Source organism: Bradyrhizobium sp. SEMIA (assembly GCF_014844175.1).
Taxonomy (GTDB): domain Bacteria; phylum Pseudomonadota; class Alphaproteobacteria; order Rhizobiales; family Xanthobacteraceae; genus Bradyrhizobium; species Bradyrhizobium arachidis.
The window spans coordinates 6,024,550-6,043,578 of the sequence record NZ_CP046601.1 but is presented as its reverse complement, the minus strand read 5'-3'; the positions used below and the strand labels follow the sequence as shown (position 1 = coordinate 6,043,578).

The following is a 19,029-nucleotide window of genomic DNA, read 5'->3' as shown; positions in this document are numbered from 1 at the left end:
TCGAGGACACCAACGCATGTCGGACACGGCTGCGACACTGACGCAGGACCGGCAGAAGCTGGAGATGGCGGCGCTTTCGGCACCGGCCGTGATCTTCACGGTCGCGATGATCGCGTTTCCGGTCCTCTACACGATCTGGCTCGGCTTCCAGACGTTCTCCTCGACCGGCAAGCAGTCGTTCGCGGGCCTCGCCAATTATTCGAAGTTGATCTCGGACTACGAGTTCTGGCACGGGCTGTGGGTCACCATCGCGCTTTATGTGCTGTCGCTGGTGCTCCAGCTCGTCTTCGGCGTCTGGCTGGCGCTGGTGCTGTTCCACGCCAAGCGCCTGCCGGGCATCGTGCGTTCGCTGTTCATCTCGCCCTTCATGATGCCGCCGGTGGTGGCGGGCATGATGTGGCTGGTCATCCTCGATCCGTCGCTGGGCGCCGCCAACTATATCCTGCGATCGCTCGGCCTGCCGCCATCGGACTGGCTGGCCTCGCCGACATGGGTCATTCCGACCGTGGCGCTGATCGACAGCTGGCAGTGGACGCCTTACGTCGCGCTGATCGTACTGGGCGGGCTGCAGTCGCTGCCGCCGAGCGTCTACGAGGCCGCGCAGATCGACGGCGCATCGCCGTTCAAGACGTTCCAGCGCATCACGCTGCCGCTGCTGCTGCCGACCATCGTCACCGCGGCGATCCTGCGCAGCGTCGATCTGCTGCGCTTCTTCGACATCATCTACATCACCACCCAAGGCGGCCCCGGTAACGCTTCCAACACGCTCAACATCTACGGCTTCCGGGTCGGTTTCGAATTCTTCAACATCGGCTATGCCAGCGCCCTGATGCTGACGCTGACGGCGATCGTGTTCGGCGCCGTGCTCGCCTTCAACCGCCTGCGCGGCGCCGTGGCGTGGTGACCTCATGACCGACGCAGCCACCACCGATCGCTGGATCCGCTGGCTCAACACGCTGCAGCTCGTGCTTGCCGGCGTGCTCATCATGGCGCCGACGATCTGGATGGTCCTGTCCTCGTTCAAGCCGTCGTTCGAGGTCACCGCCTATCCGCCGACGCTGATCTTCACGCCGACGCTGGAGAACTATGTCGAGCTGACCAAGACCACGCCGTTCCTCAGCTACGCACTCAACAGCCTGATCGTCACGGTCGGCTCGACCGCGCTCGGCCTGCTGTTTGGAATTCCGGCCGCTTTCGCCGTCTCCTGGACGCGCATCTCATGGCCGGCGATCCTGACGCTCGCAGCGCGCATGGCGCCGGGCACTCTGTTCCTGCTGCCGTGGTACGCCATGTTCCGGCAAATCGGCATGATCGGCTCGTACACCGCGCTGATCCTCAGCCATGCCGTGATCACGCTGCCGATCGTGATCTGGGTCTTGCTGCCGTCGTTCGACGGCATACCACGCAGCGTGTTCGAGGCGGCGCAGGTCGACGGATGCAGCGTCACGCGCATCCTCTGGCGCATCGCGCTGCCGCTGGTGGCTTCCGGCGTGGCTGTCTCCGCGATCCTCGCCTTCGTCTTCTCTTGGAACTACTTCCTGTTTGCGCTGGTGCTCTCCAATGGCGACACCAAGACGCTGATCGCGGCGGCCTTCAACTTCATCGGCGAAGGCTCGACGCAATGGGGCGCCCTCATGGCCGCGGCGACGCTGATCGCATTGCCGCCGCTTGTGCTCGCCGCCCTGGTTCAGCGCTGGCTGGTGTCCGGACTGACGCTCGGCGCGGTGAAAGGCTAGGTATCTGATGAACGTATCGCCCCGTCCGAATTCGATCATGCAGGCCGCGGTCTTCCACGGCAACGACCGCATCACCATCGAGCGTGTTGCGATGCCCGAAGTCGGCACCGGCGAGGTGCTGGTGCGGGTCTCGCGCACCGCGCTGTGCGGCTCGGACTTCAAGCTCTGGCACAAGGGCGCCGAGTTCACCGCGGGCCACGAGATTTTTGGCGTCGTCGAGCAGCCTGGTCACCGGCTGCATGGCCGCCGCTGCGCCGTTTATATCCCGCTTCATTGCGACCACTGCGCGGCCTGCAAGCGCGGGGACACCCAGATGTGCCTGGAAGTCTCGAGCCTGATCGGCTGGAACAGGCCAGGCGGCTATGCCGAATACGTTCCGGTGCCCGAAAACTGCCTGCTGCCGGTGCCTGACGATATCGAGGACAGCCTCGCGCCGCTGCTGCTCGACACCATCGGCACGTCGGGGCACGCCGTGCGCTTCGTCAGTCGCGTGGTGCCAGCGAGTGAGGCAGGTCCGGTCCTCGTCATGGGGGCGGGGCCGGTCGGCCTCGGCGTGGTGCTGGCGCTCCGCGCGCTCGGCTATGGCGATATCTACGTCGCCGATCCCAACGCGGCGCGGTTGAAGATCGCGCAGTCCTTCGGCGCGAAGGCGCACCCGGTCGGCGATACCTCCAAGCGCTTCGCCCTCATTATGGAATGCTCCGGCGCCCATGCGGCGCGCAATCTCGGCATCGAGCTGGTTCTGCCGCGCGGCGCGCTGGTGCTGGTCGGCGAGAACGCCGCGCCCTGGACCATCGAGGAAGGCAAGGTCTTCCGTCGCAAGGATTTCTATATGATCCGGACCTTCTATTTCCCGGTCTCGGATTTCGAGCCGAATGTCGAGCTGCTGCGCAAGTACAAGGATGAATACCGCGTCCTGGTCGATGGCGAGTTCGGCCTGTTGGCTCTGCCCGAGAATTTCGCCCGGTTCGCCAAGGGCGAGCTGATCAAGCCCGTGCTGGCGCTGGACTGAGCGATCATGGCCTCGATCTCGATCCGAAATCTCACCAAACGCTACGGCAATTTCACTGTGATCCCCGATCTCAATCTGGAGATCGCGGACCACGAGTTCGTCGTGTTCGTCGGCCCGTCTGGCTGCGGCAAATCGACCTTGCTGCGTATCATCGCCGGCCTGGAGCCGATCTCGTCAGGCGACCTCTATATCGGCGACAAGCGCGTCAACGGCGTGCAGGCCGCGCAGCGCGATATCGCCATGGTGTTCCAGGACTACGCGCTCTATCCGCACATGAAAGTCTACGACAACATGTCGTTTGCGCTGGAGCTGCGCGGCACGCCGAAAGCGGAGATCGACGCCCGGGTGAAACGTGCCGCCGCGTTGCTGCACATCGAGCCTTATCTCGACCGTAAGCCGAAGGAGCTCTCCGGCGGCCAGCGCCAGCGCGTCGCCATGGGGCGCGCCATCGTGCGTAACCCCAAGGCCTTCCTGTTCGACGAGCCGCTGTCCAATCTCGACGCCAAGCTGCGCGGGCAGGTGCGCGCCGAGATCAAGGCGCTGTCGCAGGAGCTGAAGACCACCATGGTCTTCGTCACCCATGATCAGATCGAAGCCATGACGATGGCCGACCGGATCGTGGTGCTCCAGAGCGGCACGATCCAGCAATACGATACGCCCGAGGCGGTCTATGAGCGGCCGGCTAACCAGTTCGTCGCCGGCTTCATCGGCTCGCCCGCGATGAACTTCTTCCCGGTCGAGTGGCGTCAGGAGCGTGCGATCCTTTCGCAAGGTGGAACGGTGGTGCCGCTGGACGGCGAGACCGCGAGCAACCTGAGTAAGGCCGGCAACGCCGTGCTGGGCATTCGCCCCGAACATTTTGCCGTCGCTACCGATGCTGCCGATGGTATCGCCATCAACGTCAAGCTGGTCGAGCCGCTCGGCTCGGATACGCTGATCCATTTCGATCTCGCCGGCGGCTCCGCCATTGCGCGGGTCGATCCGGCGCTGCGGCCGAAGGTCGGCGATCGCATCAATCTGCGTCCGCAGCCGGGCAAGACGCATCTGTTTGACTCTGCCAGGGGACTGGTCCTGCGGTGAGCGCGTCGGCCAACATTGGTGATCTCTCCGCGCTGGCGGACGTCGCGTCCAGGGCGAGGCCCGTGCACGTGATCTGCCTCGGCCTGTCCGCGCTCGACCAGGTCTGGCGCGTCGATCGGCCGTTCGCGGGTGGAAGCGAGAAGATCAAGGCCCTCGAATACGGCACGCTTGGCGGCGGCATGGCCGCCAATGCGAGTGTGGCAGTGGCAAAGCTCGGCGCGTCTGTCGCGTTCTGGGGGCGGGCAGGGAATGATGCCGCCGGCAAAGAAATGAAGTCGGCTTTCATCGCTGAAGGCGTCGATGTCGAGAATTTCCGGCTGTTTCCCGATGGTCGTTCGTCGGTCTCCGGGATCATCGTCGACAGCAGCGGCGAGCGGCAGATCGTCAATTTCCGTGGCCTCTTTCCGGAGGCCGCAGACTGGCTTCCACTCGAAGCCGTTGCGCGCGCATCGTCCGTGCTGGCGGATCCGCGCTGGGTCGAAGGCGCGGCGACGCTGTTCCGTGAGGCGCGAGCGCGCGGCATCCCGACGGTGCTTGACGGCGACATGGCCGATGCCGAGGTGTTCGAGCGGCTGCTGCCGTCGACCGACCACGCGATCTTCTCCGAGCCCGCGCTCGCCGCCTTTGCCGGCTCGGCCAAAGATGAATCTCTTGCAGCGCTTGCGCGCTTCGGTTGCCGGGTCATCGCGGTCACGCGCGGCGAGGGCGGTGTCAGCTGGTACGAGAACGGCCAGCTGCACCGGCAGGCCGCCTATGCCGTCGACGTCGTCGACACTACTGGCGCGGGCGACGTCTTCCATGGCGCCTATGCGCTGGCGATCGGCGCCGGTCTCGACATACGCGCTGCCATGACTTTTTCGGCGGCCACGGCCGCCATGAAATGCCGCCACGCCGGCGGCCGCAATGGAATCCCTGCCATCAACGAGTGTCTTGTATTCATGAGGACGAAGCCATGAGAACGATTGGAAAGAACCGCGGCCTGGCACGGCTTGCTGACGCGGATGGCCACTTTCGCATGGTCGCGCTGGATCAGCGGCCGCCACTGTTCGACGCCATCGCGAAAGCAAAGGGCATCACGCGGGATCAGGTCGAATATTCCGACGTCACGGCGGCCAAGCGCCTTCTCGTCGAGAACCTCGCGCCCCATTGCAGCTCGATGCTGTTCGACCCGAACTTTGCCGTGCCTGCTGCGATCGATCTGTTGCCGCCGCGCTGCGGCCTGATCATGACTCTGGAAGAGCATCGCGTCGAGGAGACCGCGAGTGGCCGCAAGTCGCGCGCCATCACCAATTGGAGCGTGGAAAAGATCCGAGCCATGGGCGGTGACGCTGTCAAGGTGCTGGCCTGGTACCGGCCGGACGCCGATGCCGCGGTGAACGAGCATCAGAAGAAGTTCGTGCGGGAGATCGGCGATGACTGCGCCCGCCACGACATTCCCTACGTGCTCGAGTTGCTGGTCTATCCGTTCCTCGGCAGTGCCAATCACACGGCCGATTACGTGGAATCGCCCGGCAAGCTTCCTCAGCTCGTCATCGACAGTGTGCGCGAGTTCGCCAAACCCGAATACAACGTCGATCTTCTCAAGCTGGAGAGCCCGCTGGCAGCCAACGGCCTGCCGGCCCGCGACGGCAGCGCGGAGGCCAAGGCCGCGCAAAAGGAGTTCGATGCGATCGGCGATATCTGCCGCGAGCGGAGCATCCCCTGGGTGCTGCTGTCGGGCGGTGCCGCGCCCGAAAAGTTCGAGCGTGTGCTCGACTACTCCTATGCCGCGGGCGCAAGCGGATTCCTGGCAGGCCGCACCATCTGGCTCGATGCCGTCCTGAAGAATTTTCCAGACCGCGCGGCGGTCTCCGCAAGCCTGCGCAAGGATGGCCTCGGCGTGCTGGAGCGGCTCAACCAACTGACCACGGCCAAGGGCACGCCCTGGAAGGCGCGCTTTCCGGTATTCAGCGATATCAAGCAGGAAGGTGACTTCGCGCGCGCCTACTAAGATGGTAGCGGTTCGGCGTGGTCTCGCAGGATCTGCAGTATGACTGACAGCTTCACCATCCGTTCGATCGAGGCGTTCTGCTACCGCTACCCGCTGGCAACGCCGGTGGTGACGTCGTTCGGCAAGATGCTCAACCGTCCCGCCGTCTTCGTTCGCGCTGTCGACGAGGACGGCGTCGAGGGATGGGGTGAAGCCTGGTCCAACTTTCCAGCGCCAGGCGCGGAGCATCGCGCCCGGCTCATCAACGAGGTGCTTGCGCCGGGCCTCGTCGGGCGCAAATTCGACGGTCCTGGTCAGGCTTTCGGGGCCCTGACCGGGGGCACCGAAGTGCTGGCGCTCCAATGCGGCGAGCCTGGTCCGTTCGCGCAGGCGATCTCGGGCATCGATCTCGCGCTATGGGATCTTTTCGCGCGACGCCGGAACTTGCCGCTGTGGCGGCTGCTCGGCGGACAATCGCGCAAGATCAAGGTGTACGCCAGCGGCATCAATCCCGGCGGCGCCGCGCAGACGGCCGAAGCTGCGCTCAAGCGTGGTCATCGTGCGCTGAAGCTGAAAGTCGGCTTCGGTGCCGAGACCGACCTCGCCAATCTGGCCGCGCTGCGCGACCTCATCGGCACGGGCATGCTCGCTACCGATGCCAATCAGGGGTGGTCAATTGCGCAGGCCTTGGAAATGCTGCCGCGACTGGCCGCATTCGATCTCCGCTGGCTGGAGGAACCCATCCGCGCCGACCGGCCGCGCGAGGAGTGGCGCAGACTGCGGATGGCCGCGAAGATGCCGATCGCGGCGGGCGAGAACGTCTCCAGCGTCGAGGGATTCAAGGAAATTCTGGCCGAAGACGTGCTCGGCGTGGTTCAGCCCGACATCGCGAAATGGGGCGGGCTCAGCGCCTGCGCCGGCCTTGCGCGTGACGTCCTGAAATCGGGCAAGACGTTCTGCCCGCATTATCTCGGTGGCGGCATCGGGCTGCTTGCCTCGGCGCATCTTTTGGCGGGCGTCGGGGGCGACGGCTGGCTCGAGGTCGACATCAACGACAATCCACTGCGCGACCTCTTCTGCGGTCCCGTTGCCGACGTGACGGACGGTACCGTCAGCCTGGGCGAAGAGCCGGGGCTTGGCTTTGCACCGGCTCTCGCCTCGATTGCACGTCACCGCAGTTTGTGAAAGCCTCGGCAGCGCCAGGGCTGCTGCATGGCAGCAGCAAACGCCTGGCGCCGACGGCCGTTGGTCCGGAGCGATGGGAGTTGAGCGTGTAGATTAGCTGCAGCTCAACGGTAACGGCTGGTACGGATGAAACTCGTACCAGTCATAGCAATCCGGATAGGCGCCGTAGAGTCCATATCCGGAACGGAAGCGGCCGTAGTGGTGAAACGCGTGCTGGCGGAGGCCGCCGGCATGTCCGCCGAAGCCGAGGTGCTCGCCGCCGAACCGGGCGCCCCGCCAAGCCTCCTACATGGCCCATGCCCGCCGAAATGACCCGCCGCCAAAGCCGCCGTGGCCACCGCCGCCGCCGTGCGCGTTGGCTGCGCCGATGGCGAGGGTCGAGGCGAGCGCTGCCGTCGCCAGAATCATGATCGTGCGTGTCATGGAAAACTCCTCTCGTGTTGAGCTGCCCGGCCATCCGTGATGCCCGCTGCCGCGTCGCGCCTTGCGCGAGGCTGCTGATGGTCGAGCGAGTGATGAAAGAGAGGTAGGCGCGGGGCGCGGCAATCCAACTGAATTCGGCGTCAGACATGATGCGCGACGCTCGCGCAGGTGATCGCGCTACGCGTGCCCGCGACGCGCGGAAGGGAGCGGGCTGAACCGAGCAGCCCGCTCCCTGTCGTTCCATCAGCAGCGTCCGGCGGAGTTACGCGGCCGGTCGCATTGGCGCGATCAGTAGCCCGTGCCCGGCTCGCAAGGCACGTTGTTGCCGGTCCACGGCGCGGTCGCGAAGGCTCCGACGCGCGGCGCGGGGACGCAGGCGCGCTCGCCCGGATAATAGAACTGAGCGTTGCTCGCGACCGTATCGGCTTCGACCGCAGGCTGCCGCACGACGCGATGGTGCTCGCGCGCCATGACGGGTCCGCCCAGCATGGCGGCGGCAATCAATCCCATCGACAACAGTTTGGACGTGGTCATTCGCTCTCTCCATTGATGACGTCAGGCCGAACCAAGCCGGCTCGCTATCCAGATGTGAACGATGGGCCGCGATTCAAATGCACGAATTGCTCACCGCATTTCAACCGCGTGTGAGCCGATGCGGCGTCGCGAGCACGATCGTGCGAATCCATAACATCCGTGGCCCCCCGGACGACCGATGGCGCGTTGACAACATATGCTTGACGTAGCGCAGTTCAGAGCGGAGCCCGCAAGATGATCATTACGTTTGTAACACGCATAATTCACGCGCTCGTGCTGTTGGCGACGCGCGCAGCCGACAACATGAACCGCAATTTAATGGCACCGCGCGCGCCGCAGCATTACCTCATGCTGCAGCGGGCGGCCCGCATCAGGCGGCATCAGCGCCGCGCGTCCGACGAGCGCGGGCACTGAGCATGACATTGCGCGACGCCGAACCCGTGCTGTCCCGCCGTGCGCCAAAGCGCCGTGCGGACCATGGGACGAAGCTCATGAACCGGATTCTCCTGATCGAGGACGACGCCGAGACCGCCGAGGCGATCGTTGCCGAGCTCGCCGATCGCGGCTTCGAGGTGCAATGGGCCGGCGACGGCGTTGACGGTCTCAACCGGGCGCGCGCATCGAGCCCTGATGCCATGATCGTCGATCGGATGCTGCCGGGGATGGACGGGCTCTCCGTTATCGAAACGCTGCGCAAGGATCAGGTCAGAACGCCCGTGCTGGTGCTGAGCGCGCTCGGCGCGGTGGACGATCGGGTGCGCGGACTGCGCATGGGCGGAGACGATTATCTCACAAAGCCGTTCGCGCTGGTCGAGCTGGTCGCGCGGATCGAGGCATTGCTGCGCCGTCCGACCGACTGCCGTGAAACCATTTTGCATGTCGGACCGCTCGAGCTCGATCTGATCGAGCGCACCGCACGACGCGGCGGGCGCGAGCTCGACCTGCTACCCCGCGAATTCCGCTTGCTCGAATACATGATGCGCCGGAACGACCAATTGCTGACGCGCGCGATGCTGCTCGAGGAAGTCTGGAACTACAAGTTCGTGCCGGCGACCACGAACCTGATCGACGTGCATATGGGCCGCCTTCGCCACAAGGTCGATGGCCCCGGAGAAGTACAGCTCATCCACAATGTGCGCGGCTCCGGCTTCGTCCTGCGCTCGCGGCAATAGGGGCGGGCGATGCACCAGATTCAGTTGATCCGCTCCGCCACGTTCCTTTGGGCGCTGGCTGTGGCGGCCGCCTTCGGGTTGTTCGTGGTCGCCCTGTTTGCATTTGTCTACTTCAAGCTCGACGACTATCTGGTCGCGCGATCCGATCGCATGATCACCAGGCAGATCCACTTCATGGCCGACCTGCCACCGGCGCGACGCATCGACGCCATCGCGGATCATCTCGCGCAGGATTCCAGGGGCGTGCAGTACGCAGGACTGTTCGACGCTGCCGGCGCCCGCCTTGCCGGCAACATCGATCGTGTGCCGCGCGGGCTCCGGCTCGACGGAGCGGTACAGGGCGTGCGGCTCGATCTGTTCGAACAGCCGGTGCTGCACGTTCCAGTCGTCAGGGCGGTCGGCACGCGTCTCGAGGGCGGTGATGTCGTGGTGATGGGCCGGAACGTCGATGAAACGCGCGAGATATCGAGCGTGGTGGGCGAGGCCCTAGCCCTGGGTCTGCTGCCGGCCTTCAGCCTCTGCCTGCTCGCCGGTGCGTGGCTGAGCCTTCGCGCTCAGAGGCGCGTCGAGGAGGTCAACCAGCGGGTCCAGCGCATTGTGGCTGGCGAGCTGCGCGAGCGGCTTCCGGAGGGCGATACCGACGATTCCTTTGCGCGGTTGGCCGGGATCGTCAACGGCATGCTCGACGAGATGGAGACGATGATCTCTGCGCTTGCCAGCGTCGGCAACGATATCGCCCATGATCTCCGAACTCCGCTCACGCGCGTCCGCCTGGCGCTGGAGCGCGGGCGAACGCATGCGGCAACGCTGGAGGAGCTCCAGGAGGTTACGGATAACGCCATCGCCGGCATCGACCAGTCGCTGGCGATCGTCACGGCCCTGCTGCGCCTGACCGAGATCGAGAACAATCGCCGCACGGCCGGCTTCGGCGACGTGGCGCTCGACGAGATATTGCGGGAGGTTCTCGACGTCTACGAGCCCATCGCCGAGGACAAGCGCATTGGGCTCGGTGTCGTGATCGAGCGCAATGTGCGGGTGTGGGGTGACCGCGACCTGCTTTTCGAGGCGGTCGCTAACCTCGTCGACAATGCCATCAAGTTCACGTCGTCAGGCGGACGGGTGGAGCTCGCCCTGGAAGCGGAGGACGACACCGCGCTCGTAAGCGTGAGCGATAGCGGCCCCGGCATCAGCGAGCAGGAGCGCGAGGCAGTGCTGCGGCGCTTCTACCGGTCCGACAGGATGCGCAATACACCGGGCGTCGGATTAGGGCTGAGCCTGGTGGCTGCCATCGTCAAGCTGCATGGCTTCCGGCTGATCATCGGTCCGGCGCCCGGAGGGCGTGTCGAGATCCTTGCCTGGACCCGAGGAGCGGCCAAATCCGCCACCCGCCGGGTCGCGGACGGCGCTGCATGCAGGCGCCAGCCAGATGGGATGAGCCAAATGAAGCGCGATGCTTTCACGAATGGTCAGCCGGATTTGAGTGTGGGAGTGACGAATGCAGACTAGCCACGAAATTGCAAGGCGCGATCCGGTCACCGTGCCGGGCGCATCGATGTTGACGCCGTTCCTCAGCGCCTATTCTGCGGCCATCAGGCGCTTCGACCTGCTTGAGCCGGGGCAGGAGCAGCAGCTGGCGCGTAGCTGGCAGGAAACGCGGGACCGCGGCGCAGCGGATGCACTCGTCACCAGCCATCTTCGGCTCGCCGCCAAGCTGGCGCGCGGCTATCAGGGATATGGCCTCCCGCTGGTCGATCTGATCGCCGAAGCGAATTTAGGTCTCGTGATCGCAGCGTCTCGCTTCGAACCCGGCCGCGGCGCCCGCTTTTCGACCTACGCGATCTGGTGGATCAAGGCCGCCATTCACGAATACATCCTGCGGTCATGGTCCCTCGTGAAGATCGGAACGACGGCCGCGCAGAAGAAGCTGTTCTTCAAACTCCGCAGCGAGATCAGGAAGGCCACCGGCAGTGCAATGACTGGGCTTACGCCTGACGTCGCCGAGTTGATCGCCGGGAAGCTGGAGGTGACGGCGCGAGAGGTGATCGAGATGGACGTGCGGCTCAATGGCGACATGTCGCTGAACGCGCGCGTCGGCAGCGAGGACAATGGAACCGAGTTGGAGGCCCTTCTGGTCGATGAGGCGGTCGACGCCGAGACGGTGCTCGTCGATCACGAGCAGACGGAGCGGCGCACCAAGGCCTTGCGTGCCGCGTTGGGCGGGCTTGCTGCGCGGGAACGCCGTGTCTTCGAAGCGCGGCGGTTGACGGAATGTCCTGTCACGCGCGATCAGCTCGCCCGCGAATTGTCCATCTCCAGTGAACGCGTTCGACAGATCGAAAATCGCGCGTTCGCCAAGGTCAAGCGCGCCGTCGTGCTCGCCGCGCAGGAGGCATCACGCGCTGCCGTATGCAGCGTCTGAATTCCTTTTCATTTGAACGGAGGTCCGACCGTCCTCACCTGTCCGACGATCTCGCGTCATTTGCTCCAGGCAGACCACCATGGGAATTGTTCGTTTCGCGCTGCGGCTTCCGCACACATTCTATGTGCTTGCGGCCCTGATCCTGTTTCTCGGCGGCATCGCGATCCGGTCGATGCCAACCGATGTTTTCCCGGAGATCCCGATCCCGGTCGTCACGGTGATCTGGAGCTATACTGGGCTTTCGACCCCGGAGATGGAGCAGCGCGTCAGCACCTACAGCCAATATTCGATCAGTGCCAATGTCAGCGGGATCAAGAATATCGAGGCGCAGACCCTCAACGGTCTGTCGGTTCAGAGAATCTATTTCCAGCCGGACGTCAATCTCGATCTCGCGATCTCGCAGATCGTCTCCGCGACGAACGCCATCCGCGCCCTGATGCCACCCGGCATCCAGCCGCCGATCATCGTGCAGTTCAATGCCTCGAGCGTGCCGGTGCTCCAGCTCAGCCTCGAGTCGAACAGCCTGAACGAGCAGCAGCTCTACGATTTCGGCATCTACCGGGTCCGCCAGCAACTGGCGCCCGTGCCGGGTGTGACCTTGCCCACGCCGGCCGGCGGCAAATACCGCCAGATCATGGTCGACATCGATCCGAACAAGCTCTTGTCGCGGGGACTGACGCCGCTCGACATCGTCAACGCGGTGAACACCCAGAACCTGACGCTGCCGACCGGCACGACCAAGATCGGCGACACCCAGTACACCGTTCGCACCAACGCGACGCCGGCCACGATCCACGATCTCAACATGATTCCGGTCAAGTTCGCGAACGGCGCGACGATCTTCCTGAAGGACGTCGCCCAGGTCCGCGACGGCGCCCAGGTCCAGCAGAACATCGTCCGCGAGGACGGCCATCGCGCCGTCCTGCTCAGCGTCATCAAGAACGGAAATGCCTCCACGCTTGCCGTCGTCAATGGCGTGAAGGCGGCGCTGGCGTCGATCCGCGCGGCGGCTCCGGCGGGGATGAAGATCAACGAGCTATTCGACCAGTCGATATTCGTCACCCATTCGGTCAATGGTGTTCTGCGCGAAGGGGCGATTGCGGCGGGCCTCACGGCGCTGATGATCCTGGTGTTCCTGGGGTCGTGGCGATCGACGCTGGTCGTCCTGATCTCGATCCCGCTGGCGATGCTGTCCTCGCTGATCGTTCTGTATTTTCTCGGCGAGACCCTCAACACGATGACGCTCGGCGGGCTTGCCCTCGCGGTCGGCATCCTCGTCGACGATTCGACGGTGACGATCGAGAACACCCACCGGCTCTGGACCGAGGAAGGCATGCCGCTGCCGGATGCGACCCTGCACGGCGCTGCTGAAATCGCGGTGCCGACGCTGGTCTCGACGCTCGCGATCAGTTGCGTGTTCACCTCGGTCGTGTTTCTGGAAGGGCCGGCCAAATATCTATTCACGCCGCTGGGCCTCGCGGTCGTGTTCGCGATGCTGGCGTCATACGGACTGTCGCGGACGCTCACGCCGATCACGATCGGCCTGCTGCTGAAGGGCGAGCGGCGTCACGGCGAGGGCGATCGCCCGTCGAGTATCTTTGCGCGCGCCTCTGCCGCGTTCGAGCGCGGGTTCGAACGCCTGCGCAATGGCTATTCCAATCTCCTGCTGGCGCTGCTGCGGCATCGGGTCATCGTCCCCGTCGTCGCCGTAGCGGTGTTGGCACTCGGAGCGACCATGTTCGTCTATGTCGGGCGGGACTTTTATCCCCTGATCGACGGCGGCCAGATCCAGCTCCACGTTCGCGCGCCCGCTGGCACCCGCATCGAGCGGACGGAGGCCATTTTCCAGGCAGTCGAGGACAAGATCCGCGAAGTCATTCCGGACAAGGACCGGGCGCTGATCGTGGACAATATCGGCCTCCCGGCGCGCGCCTACAATCTCGCATTCACTGACGGATCGACGATCGGGGTGAACGACGGCACCATCCTCGTGTCGCTGAAGGACGGCCACAAGCCGACAGCGGACTACATCAAGAAGCTGCGGCAGGTGCTGCCATCGGCGTTTCCGGAGGACACCTTCTATTTCCAGGCCGCGGACATCGTGACGCAAATCCTGAATTTCGGCCTTCCGGCGCAGATCGATGTCCGCACCGTCGGTTACGGTAGCAACAACCTGGCGGTGGCCAAGGAGCTGCAGAAGAGTCTCGCGGCGATTCCCGGTGTCGTCGATGCGCATCTGCAGCAGGAGGTCGATGCTCCCGCGTTCTATGCCGACATCGACCGCACCCGCGCCGCGCAGCTTGGCCTCAATGCCAGCACGGTGGCGACCAATATCAATGTCAGCCTCAGTTCGTCCGCGCAGGTGTCACCTAATTTCTGGACGGATCCGACGTCGGGAATTCCATACTACCTGGCGGTGCAGACACCCGAATACAGGGCCAACTCGCTGAACGCCCTGGGCAACACGCCGGTGTCGGCCTCGCTTGCCGCAAGCGGGCAGACGGTGCCCGGCCTCCTCAGCAATGTCGCGACGTTCAAGCGCGGGACCGTTCCCACCAATTCGAACCAGGCCAACGTCCAGCCGGTGTATGATGTCTATGCGAGCGTGCAGGGGCGCGATCTCGGCAGCGTTGCGGCTGACATCGAGAAGGTGACGTCCACCCTGCAGAAGCAGTTGCAGCCGGGCAATTCGATCCAGGTTCTGGGGCAGATCCAGAGCATGCATCAGTCGTTCCGGGATCTCGGGATCGGACTGTTGTTCGCGGCCATCCTCGTCTATCTGCTGATGGTCGTGAACTACCAGAATTTCGGCGATCCCTTCGTCGTCATCCTGGCGCTGCCGGCGACGTTCTGCGGCATCGTGACGATGCTGTTCATCACCGGGACGACGTTGAACGTGCCATCGCTGATGGGAGCGATCATGGCGATCGGCGTTGCTTCCGCAAATTCCATCCTGCTCGTGACCTTCGCGCGGGACGAGCAGTTGAAGGGACACTCCGCGTTCCAGGCGGCGCTGAGCGCTGGCCGGACGAGGATCCGGCCCGTGCTGATGACCGCGGCGGCGATGATCGTGGGCATGATCCCGATGGCGATTGGTGGGCCGGGCGAAGAGCAGAATGCCGCACTTGCGCGGGCGGTCATCGGGGGATTGCTGTTTGCGACCCCGACCACCTTGCTGATCGTGCCCTATCTCTTTGCGATGCTGCGCAAAGGCAACGACGGCAAGCCTCGCCACGGCGTATTCGAGGAGCAACCGGAATGAGCGATGTTCGCGCAAGGACTAATGACGAGGAGGCGAAAGATCGCCCCGGGGCGGAAAGCCTGCGGATCGTGGAGCTGCCTGGCAAGGGCGAACGATCCGGACGCCGTTACGGCGGCGCGCTGCTTGGAGGCAGCGCACTCCTGCTGCTTGCGGGCGGTCTCGGCATTGGCGGCTGGCGGCATTATGAGGCCGCGCGTGACGTTGCCGCGATGGCCGAGCAGATTCGAACCAACGTTCCCGAGGTTCGGGTCGCGACGGTCCGGCCCAGCGGCGACCTCATGAAGGTCACCTTGCCGGCGACGACGACGGCGTTCGAGGCGGCCAATATCTTCGCGCGGACCAGCGGCTATATCGAGAAGCGCTATGTCGACATCGGCGACCGGGTCAAAAAGGGTGATCTCCTCGCGGAAATCACCGCGCCCGAGCTCGACCAGCAGATCGCGCAGGCGCAGGCGACGCTTGCCCAGGACCAGGCCGCACTTCAGCAGGCGCAGGCGAGCCGGGAGCTCGCCGATGTCACCAATTCGCGCGACAGCAATCTCGTCAAGCAAGGCTGGCTGACGGCACAACAGGGCGACAATGATCGTCTCACCCTGCGCGCGCAGCAGGGTGCGGTGGGTGTCGCCCAGTCGAACATCACGGCGCAGCAAGCGCAGATCCGTGTCCTGGAGCAGGAGAAGGCTTATCAGCGTGTGGTGGCGCCGTTCGACGGCGTCGTCACCCAGCGCAACGTGGACAATGGCAGCCTGGTGCAGGCCGGATCGACGTTCATGTTCACGCTGATGCATTCCAACGTGATCCGAACCCAGGTCTTCGTGCCGCAGGACGAGGCTTTCGGAGTTGGCCCGGGCGTCGATGCGGACATTCGCGTGCCCGAGATTCCGGGGCGGACGTTTGCAGGCAAGGTCACGCGGATCGCAACCGCGCTGCAGCCGGGAAGCCGGACACTGCTGACCGAGATCGACGTCCCCAATCCCGATGGTTTGCTTAGCCCGGGCATCTACTGCACGGTCGAGCTGTCGATTCCGCGCAGGACGCCGTCGATGACGATCCCATCCGACGCGCTCGTCTTCGACCAGAATGGTCTTCATGTCGTGGTCGTGCGGAACGGCACGGTTCATTTTCAACAGGTTTCGATCTCCAGGGATTTCGGCACCACGGTGGAAGTGCGCGACGGCGTGCAGCCCGGCGATCAGGTCGTGCTCAATCCTGCGGTCAATCTGGCGGAGGGCAGCAAAGTGAGCGTTCGCAAGACCGAAACGAGTTAGGGACAGGAAAGATGATGCGGATCGTGTTCGCGATGGCGATGGCTCTCCTGCTCGGCGGTTCTCCCGCTCAGGCACAGGTCGCAACGACCGGCACTACGGCAATGGATCTGCCGACGGTGCCGGGCGCGGTCGTGATCTCGCCGCTCAACAGTCCAGGGCCGTTTTCCGCGAGCACCGTGCCGGGCGATCCGGATACGACGCTGGCGCCCGTTCCGCTCGCCTCGGATCCTACGACGCCGGGGACGGTGGTCACGTGCGCGCCGTTGTCGACATCGCCGGCGCCGGTGCCGGCGACCCCGACTATATCGTCCACAGGACTTCCGACATCAGGCATCGCGGCCCCGATCCTGCCGGTCATAGGACAGAACAGCAGCTCCATTGGGACAATCTCCGCGACTGCGCCGGCGGGAACAGGTGCGACGGTGGCATGCAGCTCAACGCCGGGAGGGCAGGTGGCAAGCGCTTCGTCTCTGCCGCTTTCGATTCCGCAGGTGCCGGCTGGCCCCGCGCCCGGCACGATCGTGGCGGACACCAGCAGCGCCGGTGGCACGGGCATAGACCCGAATGCTGCTGTCGTGCCCAGCCCGAACAGCTCGGCTTGCATGGAAGGCGTCTCGATGAATCTGGCGTCGCCCGCGACGGTGTTGCCGGCCAACGCTTCAGGCGCGGCGCCGACACCCGGCGTGTCGCCGATCCTGCCGCCGGGATGCTGAGGCAAAGCCGCCGGACCTTCGTCTCATTGCGTCACCCTAGTGGCAGGTGCAAGACGCCGGCCTGTCGCCGTCGCATGTCGAAGGCGAGATGCCAGGTATCTCAGCCAGAGCGCGGGCGAAGGCGAGTGCGGGAAGATCGATTTCGTGATCGAACAGAGCGCTGAGCGGTCCGACAAGATCAAGTGCGGTCCCCTGACGGTTCGATCCCGCCATGATCCTTGCCCATGCCGCCGCAACCTTCAGCTCGTAGAAGCGGCATTGCTGCTCTCTGGCGACGGATAGTCCCTCGGCGAACAGCAGTTCCGATCGGGACAGATCGGATGGGTCATTGGCCAGGAGAACCTCACCCTTGATCCGCAACAGGTCCGCAAGGCACCACAATTGCCGGCCTTGCCGCGACATGGACAAGGCCTCTTCCACCGCGGCCAAGGCCTGCGCAGGCGTGCCGCTCGCGAGCAGGCCTTCGGCGAGCGATCCGAGAAACTCGGGGTTGCGCATCAACCATCCGTTCTCGGTGCGCGCTTTCAGACCATTGCGCAGCAGCGCTATTCCGTCGTCATGCTTGCCCTGCAGAACCAGCAATTGTCCTTTCAGGCAGGACGTCCAGCTGGTCCAGAAAGCTATTCCCTCGCGCGTGACGAGCTCGAGGAGGGAGGATATCGCCTGATCGGCAGCAGCGAGGTCATGCGTCATCAGTGCGATCGGGCAGACGGCATTCCGAAGCGCGTAGGCGATCGAAAGCTTGTCCTTCTCGCGCTCGGCGTCCTGGAGGCACTCGGCGGCAAGGGATCTGCTCTGGGCGATCTTTCCCTGCAACAGTAGCACCCGGGCGAGCATGGCCTTGGCCAGAACGCTCTGGTTCAGCAGAAACCACATCTGGTTTGCGCCGCCGTCCAATCCGTGAGCCGCATGGTCCAGCGACAGGGTCAGCTCGCGCCGTGCATCCTCCTGCGCGCCGAAGAAATGCGTGGCGGCGCCGATCAGGCGGCGGCCGACCGTCTCGTTGGCAGGATTTCCAGTGCGCAGTGCGATCTCGAGGTAGCGTTCGCCGACCTCCTTGGCCGCGGCATATTGGCCCGAATTGAGATTGTAGCTCCACAACGTCCAGACCGCCTTGAGCTGAAGCTCGAGGTCGGACAATTCCTCGGCGAGCCCAAGGCCGATGCTCAGCGCCGCCTTCATGCGATCTGCCGATCCCGTCGTGTTCAGAAGTGCGAATCCGAGGGCGACATAGAGCTGCGCCTTGAGCTTCGGAACGCAGGCGAACTCGGGACTGAAATTCGCAAGGGCGCGCTCGATCCGTGTCGAGCATTCCACGAAGGACAGCAATTGCATCCATACCGGGACGAAGCCGGCGGTCAGCTCGATGCCGAGCGCGGCATCCCCATCGGGCGAGAACGCCCAATCGAGCGCCGCATGCACGTTTCCGATTTCCTGGGCAAAACGGGAGATGTCGTCGGGAGCGGGAGAGGTGTCGCCGAGTGGCGCGATGATCTGCCTGAGAAAGGCTGCATGCCGTCGGGCAGCCTGCTCGACGAGGCCGGCGTCCGCCAGCTTCTCCAGTGCATAGGCACGAGTGCTCTCCAGCAAACGCCATCGACCCTCGAAGGAGGGGTCCAGCGACACAAGCGATTTCCCAACCAGATTGAACAGGGTCTCGATGACGTCCGAGCGCGACAACGAGCCGTCCATCATCGCGATGGCCGCATCGAGCGTGAATCCGGCCGGAAACACGGCGAGCCTGCAAAGCAGGTTCTGCTCTGCCGGCGACAACAGGTCATAGCTCCAGTCCAATGTCGCGCGCAGGGTCTGGTGTCGCGGCAATTGGTCGCGGCGGCCGCCGTTCAGGAGCTCGAAGCGCTTGTCCAGCCGGAGCAACACGGTGTCCACGCCGAGATTAGCGGCCCGGGCTGCGGCAAACTCCAATGCGAGCGGAATGCCGTCAAGCCGACGACAGATGGCGGCTATTTTCTGAAGCTCCTGCGCACTCGCAACGAAGCTGGCACGTAGCGCCCGCATTCGCGTGACGAACAGCTCCACGGCGCTTTCCTGGAGCAGCAGATCTGCATCGTGCAGCTCGGGATCGGGGACCGACAGCGGTGGAACGGCCGCAACATATTCGCCGTCGATGCGGAGACCTTCGCGGCTGGTTGCAAGCACGGTGACGTTTGGACAATAACGAAGCACGGCACTCGCGATCTGCGCGGCGGTTTCGATCACATGCTCGCAATTGTCCAGGACGAGAAGCAGCCGGCG

The 19,029-nt window shown here is 64.5% G+C and carries 17 protein-coding genes; 13 read left to right on the top strand and 4 right to left on the bottom strand.

The features are described from left to right. Positions 1-16: 16 nt before the first annotated feature. The 7 genes from FOM02_RS29340 to FOM02_RS29310 are packed head-to-tail and all read left to right on the top strand — an operon-like array spanning position 17 to position 6,982. Complete coding sequence (locus FOM02_RS29340; RefSeq protein WP_035729952.1) at positions 17-904, top strand: carbohydrate ABC transporter permease; 888 nt, start codon at positions 17-19, stop codon at positions 902-904. Between the two features lie 4 nt (positions 905-908). Next, complete coding sequence (locus FOM02_RS29335; RefSeq protein ID WP_265440336.1) at positions 909-1,736, top strand: carbohydrate ABC transporter permease; 828 nt, start codon at positions 909-911, stop codon at positions 1,734-1,736. 7 nt (positions 1,737-1,743) lie between these two features. Further along, positions 1,744-2,748: a zinc-dependent alcohol dehydrogenase family protein gene (locus FOM02_RS29330; RefSeq protein WP_027559088.1), complete on the top strand. Its 1,005-nt coding sequence runs from the start codon at positions 1,744-1,746 to the stop codon at positions 2,746-2,748. A 6-nt stretch (positions 2,749-2,754) separates the two neighbouring features. After that, entirely contained in the window at positions 2,755-3,828 is a 1,074-nt protein-coding gene (locus FOM02_RS29325) for an ABC transporter ATP-binding protein (protein ID WP_027559089.1), read from the top strand. Further along, positions 3,825-4,784, top strand: coding sequence for a sugar kinase (locus tag FOM02_RS29320; RefSeq protein WP_027559090.1), 960 nt, complete (start codon positions 3,825-3,827; stop codon positions 4,782-4,784). The genes FOM02_RS29325 and FOM02_RS29320 overlap by 4 nt, the downstream gene beginning before the upstream one ends. Then, positions 4,781-5,818 (top strand): tagatose 1,6-diphosphate aldolase, encoded by a 1,038-nt coding sequence (locus FOM02_RS29315; protein ID WP_027559091.1) that lies wholly within the window; start codon positions 4,781-4,783, stop codon positions 5,816-5,818. Before FOM02_RS29320 ends, FOM02_RS29315 begins: the two co-directional genes overlap by 4 nt. Before the next feature lie 39 nt (positions 5,819-5,857). Next, positions 5,858-6,982 carry a mandelate racemase/muconate lactonizing enzyme family protein gene (locus FOM02_RS29310; RefSeq protein ID WP_027559092.1) on the top strand — a complete coding sequence of 375 codons (1,125 nt, stop codon included), beginning with the start codon at positions 5,858-5,860 and terminating at the stop codon, positions 6,980-6,982. A 285-nt stretch (positions 6,983-7,267) separates the two neighbouring features. Here FOM02_RS29310 and FOM02_RS29305 read toward each other — a convergent pair whose 3' ends face one another. Both FOM02_RS29305 and FOM02_RS29300 read right to left on the bottom strand, forming a co-directional pair. Then, on the bottom strand, positions 7,268-7,405 hold the full coding sequence (locus FOM02_RS29305; RefSeq protein ID WP_265440335.1) for a hypothetical protein: 138 nt from the start codon (positions 7,403-7,405) through the stop codon (positions 7,268-7,270). Between the two features lie 288 nt (positions 7,406-7,693). Beyond that, the gene (locus tag FOM02_RS29300) at positions 7,694-7,939 is read right to left on the bottom strand and encodes a hypothetical protein (protein ID WP_027559094.1); all 246 of its coding nucleotides are present in this window, start codon (positions 7,937-7,939) and stop codon (positions 7,694-7,696) included. A gap of 234 nt (positions 7,940-8,173) precedes the next feature. Here FOM02_RS29300 and FOM02_RS29295 point away from each other — a divergent pair, with 234 nt between their 5' ends. From FOM02_RS29295 to FOM02_RS29270, 6 genes are all read left to right on the top strand, one after another. Beyond that, positions 8,174-8,353 carry a hypothetical protein gene (locus tag FOM02_RS29295; RefSeq protein WP_027559095.1) on the top strand — a complete coding sequence of 60 codons (180 nt, stop codon included), beginning with the start codon at positions 8,174-8,176 and terminating at the stop codon, positions 8,351-8,353. Positions 8,354-8,430: 77 nt separating this feature from the next. Continuing rightward, positions 8,431-9,111, top strand: a complete 681-nt coding sequence (locus FOM02_RS29290; protein ID WP_027559096.1) for a response regulator transcription factor — start codon at positions 8,431-8,433, stop codon at positions 9,109-9,111. A 9-nt stretch (positions 9,112-9,120) separates the two neighbouring features. After that, complete coding sequence (locus FOM02_RS29285) at positions 9,121-10,617, top strand: sensor histidine kinase (protein ID WP_231164321.1); 1,497 nt, start codon at positions 9,121-9,123, stop codon at positions 10,615-10,617. Further along, positions 10,607-11,530 carry an RNA polymerase sigma factor RpoH gene (gene rpoH / locus FOM02_RS29280; RefSeq protein WP_027559097.1) on the top strand — a complete coding sequence of 308 codons (924 nt, stop codon included), beginning with the start codon at positions 10,607-10,609 and terminating at the stop codon, positions 11,528-11,530. Before FOM02_RS29285 ends, rpoH begins: the two co-directional genes overlap by 11 nt. Before the next feature lie 79 nt (positions 11,531-11,609). Beyond that, a complete protein-coding gene (locus FOM02_RS29275) occupies positions 11,610-14,792 on the top strand; it encodes an efflux RND transporter permease subunit (protein ID WP_027559098.1) in 3,183 nt (1,060 codons plus the stop codon). Then, positions 14,789-16,060 (top strand): efflux RND transporter periplasmic adaptor subunit, encoded by a 1,272-nt coding sequence (locus FOM02_RS29270; protein ID WP_027559099.1) that lies wholly within the window; start codon positions 14,789-14,791, stop codon positions 16,058-16,060. Before FOM02_RS29275 ends, FOM02_RS29270 begins: the two co-directional genes overlap by 4 nt. 67 nt (positions 16,061-16,127) lie before the next feature. Here FOM02_RS29270 and FOM02_RS29265 read toward each other — a convergent pair whose 3' ends face one another. Both FOM02_RS29265 and FOM02_RS29260 read right to left on the bottom strand, forming a co-directional pair. After that, positions 16,128-16,778: a hypothetical protein gene (locus tag FOM02_RS29265; RefSeq protein ID WP_063617171.1), complete on the bottom strand. Its 651-nt coding sequence runs from the start codon at positions 16,776-16,778 to the stop codon at positions 16,128-16,130. Positions 16,779-16,809: 31 nt separating this feature from the next. After that, positions 16,810-18,993 (bottom strand): ATP-binding protein, encoded by a 2,184-nt coding sequence (locus tag FOM02_RS29260; RefSeq protein WP_265440334.1) that lies wholly within the window; start codon positions 18,991-18,993, stop codon positions 16,810-16,812. Positions 18,994-19,029: the final 36 nt, after the last annotated feature.

Excerpts from the sequence above, each read along its gene's own strand:
- FOM02_RS29310 (WP_027559092.1), top strand. The coding sequence starts at position 5,858 with ATGACTGACAGCTTCACCATCCGTTCGATCGAGGCGTTCTGCTACCGC.
- FOM02_RS29290 (WP_027559096.1), top strand. The coding sequence starts at position 8,431 with ATGAACCGGATTCTCCTGATCGAGGACGACGCCGAGACCGCCGAGGCG.
- FOM02_RS29275 (WP_027559098.1), top strand. The coding sequence starts at position 11,610 with ATGGGAATTGTTCGTTTCGCGCTGCGGCTTCCGCACACATTCTATGTG.
- FOM02_RS29285 (WP_231164321.1), top strand. The coding sequence starts at position 9,121 with ATGCACCAGATTCAGTTGATCCGCTCCGCCACGTTCCTTTGGGCGCTG.
- rpoH (WP_027559097.1), top strand. The coding sequence starts at position 10,607 with ATGCAGACTAGCCACGAAATTGCAAGGCGCGATCCGGTCACCGTGCCG.
- FOM02_RS29330 (WP_027559088.1), top strand. The coding sequence starts at position 1,744 with ATGAACGTATCGCCCCGTCCGAATTCGATCATGCAGGCCGCGGTCTTC.
- FOM02_RS29295 (WP_027559095.1), top strand. The coding sequence starts at position 8,174 with ATGATCATTACGTTTGTAACACGCATAATTCACGCGCTCGTGCTGTTG.
- FOM02_RS29300 (WP_027559094.1), bottom strand. The coding sequence starts at position 7,939 with ATGACCACGTCCAAACTGTTGTCGATGGGATTGATTGCCGCCGCCATG.
- FOM02_RS29305 (WP_265440335.1), bottom strand. The coding sequence starts at position 7,405 with ATGACACGCACGATCATGATTCTGGCGACGGCAGCGCTCGCCTCGACC.
- FOM02_RS29270 (WP_027559099.1), top strand. The coding sequence starts at position 14,789 with ATGAGCGATGTTCGCGCAAGGACTAATGACGAGGAGGCGAAAGATCGC.
- FOM02_RS29335 (WP_265440336.1), top strand. The coding sequence starts at position 909 with ATGACCGACGCAGCCACCACCGATCGCTGGATCCGCTGGCTCAACACG.
- FOM02_RS29340 (WP_035729952.1), top strand. The coding sequence starts at position 17 with ATGTCGGACACGGCTGCGACACTGACGCAGGACCGGCAGAAGCTGGAG.
- FOM02_RS29315 (WP_027559091.1), top strand. The coding sequence starts at position 4,781 with ATGAGAACGATTGGAAAGAACCGCGGCCTGGCACGGCTTGCTGACGCG.
- FOM02_RS29325 (WP_027559089.1), top strand. The coding sequence starts at position 2,755 with ATGGCCTCGATCTCGATCCGAAATCTCACCAAACGCTACGGCAATTTC.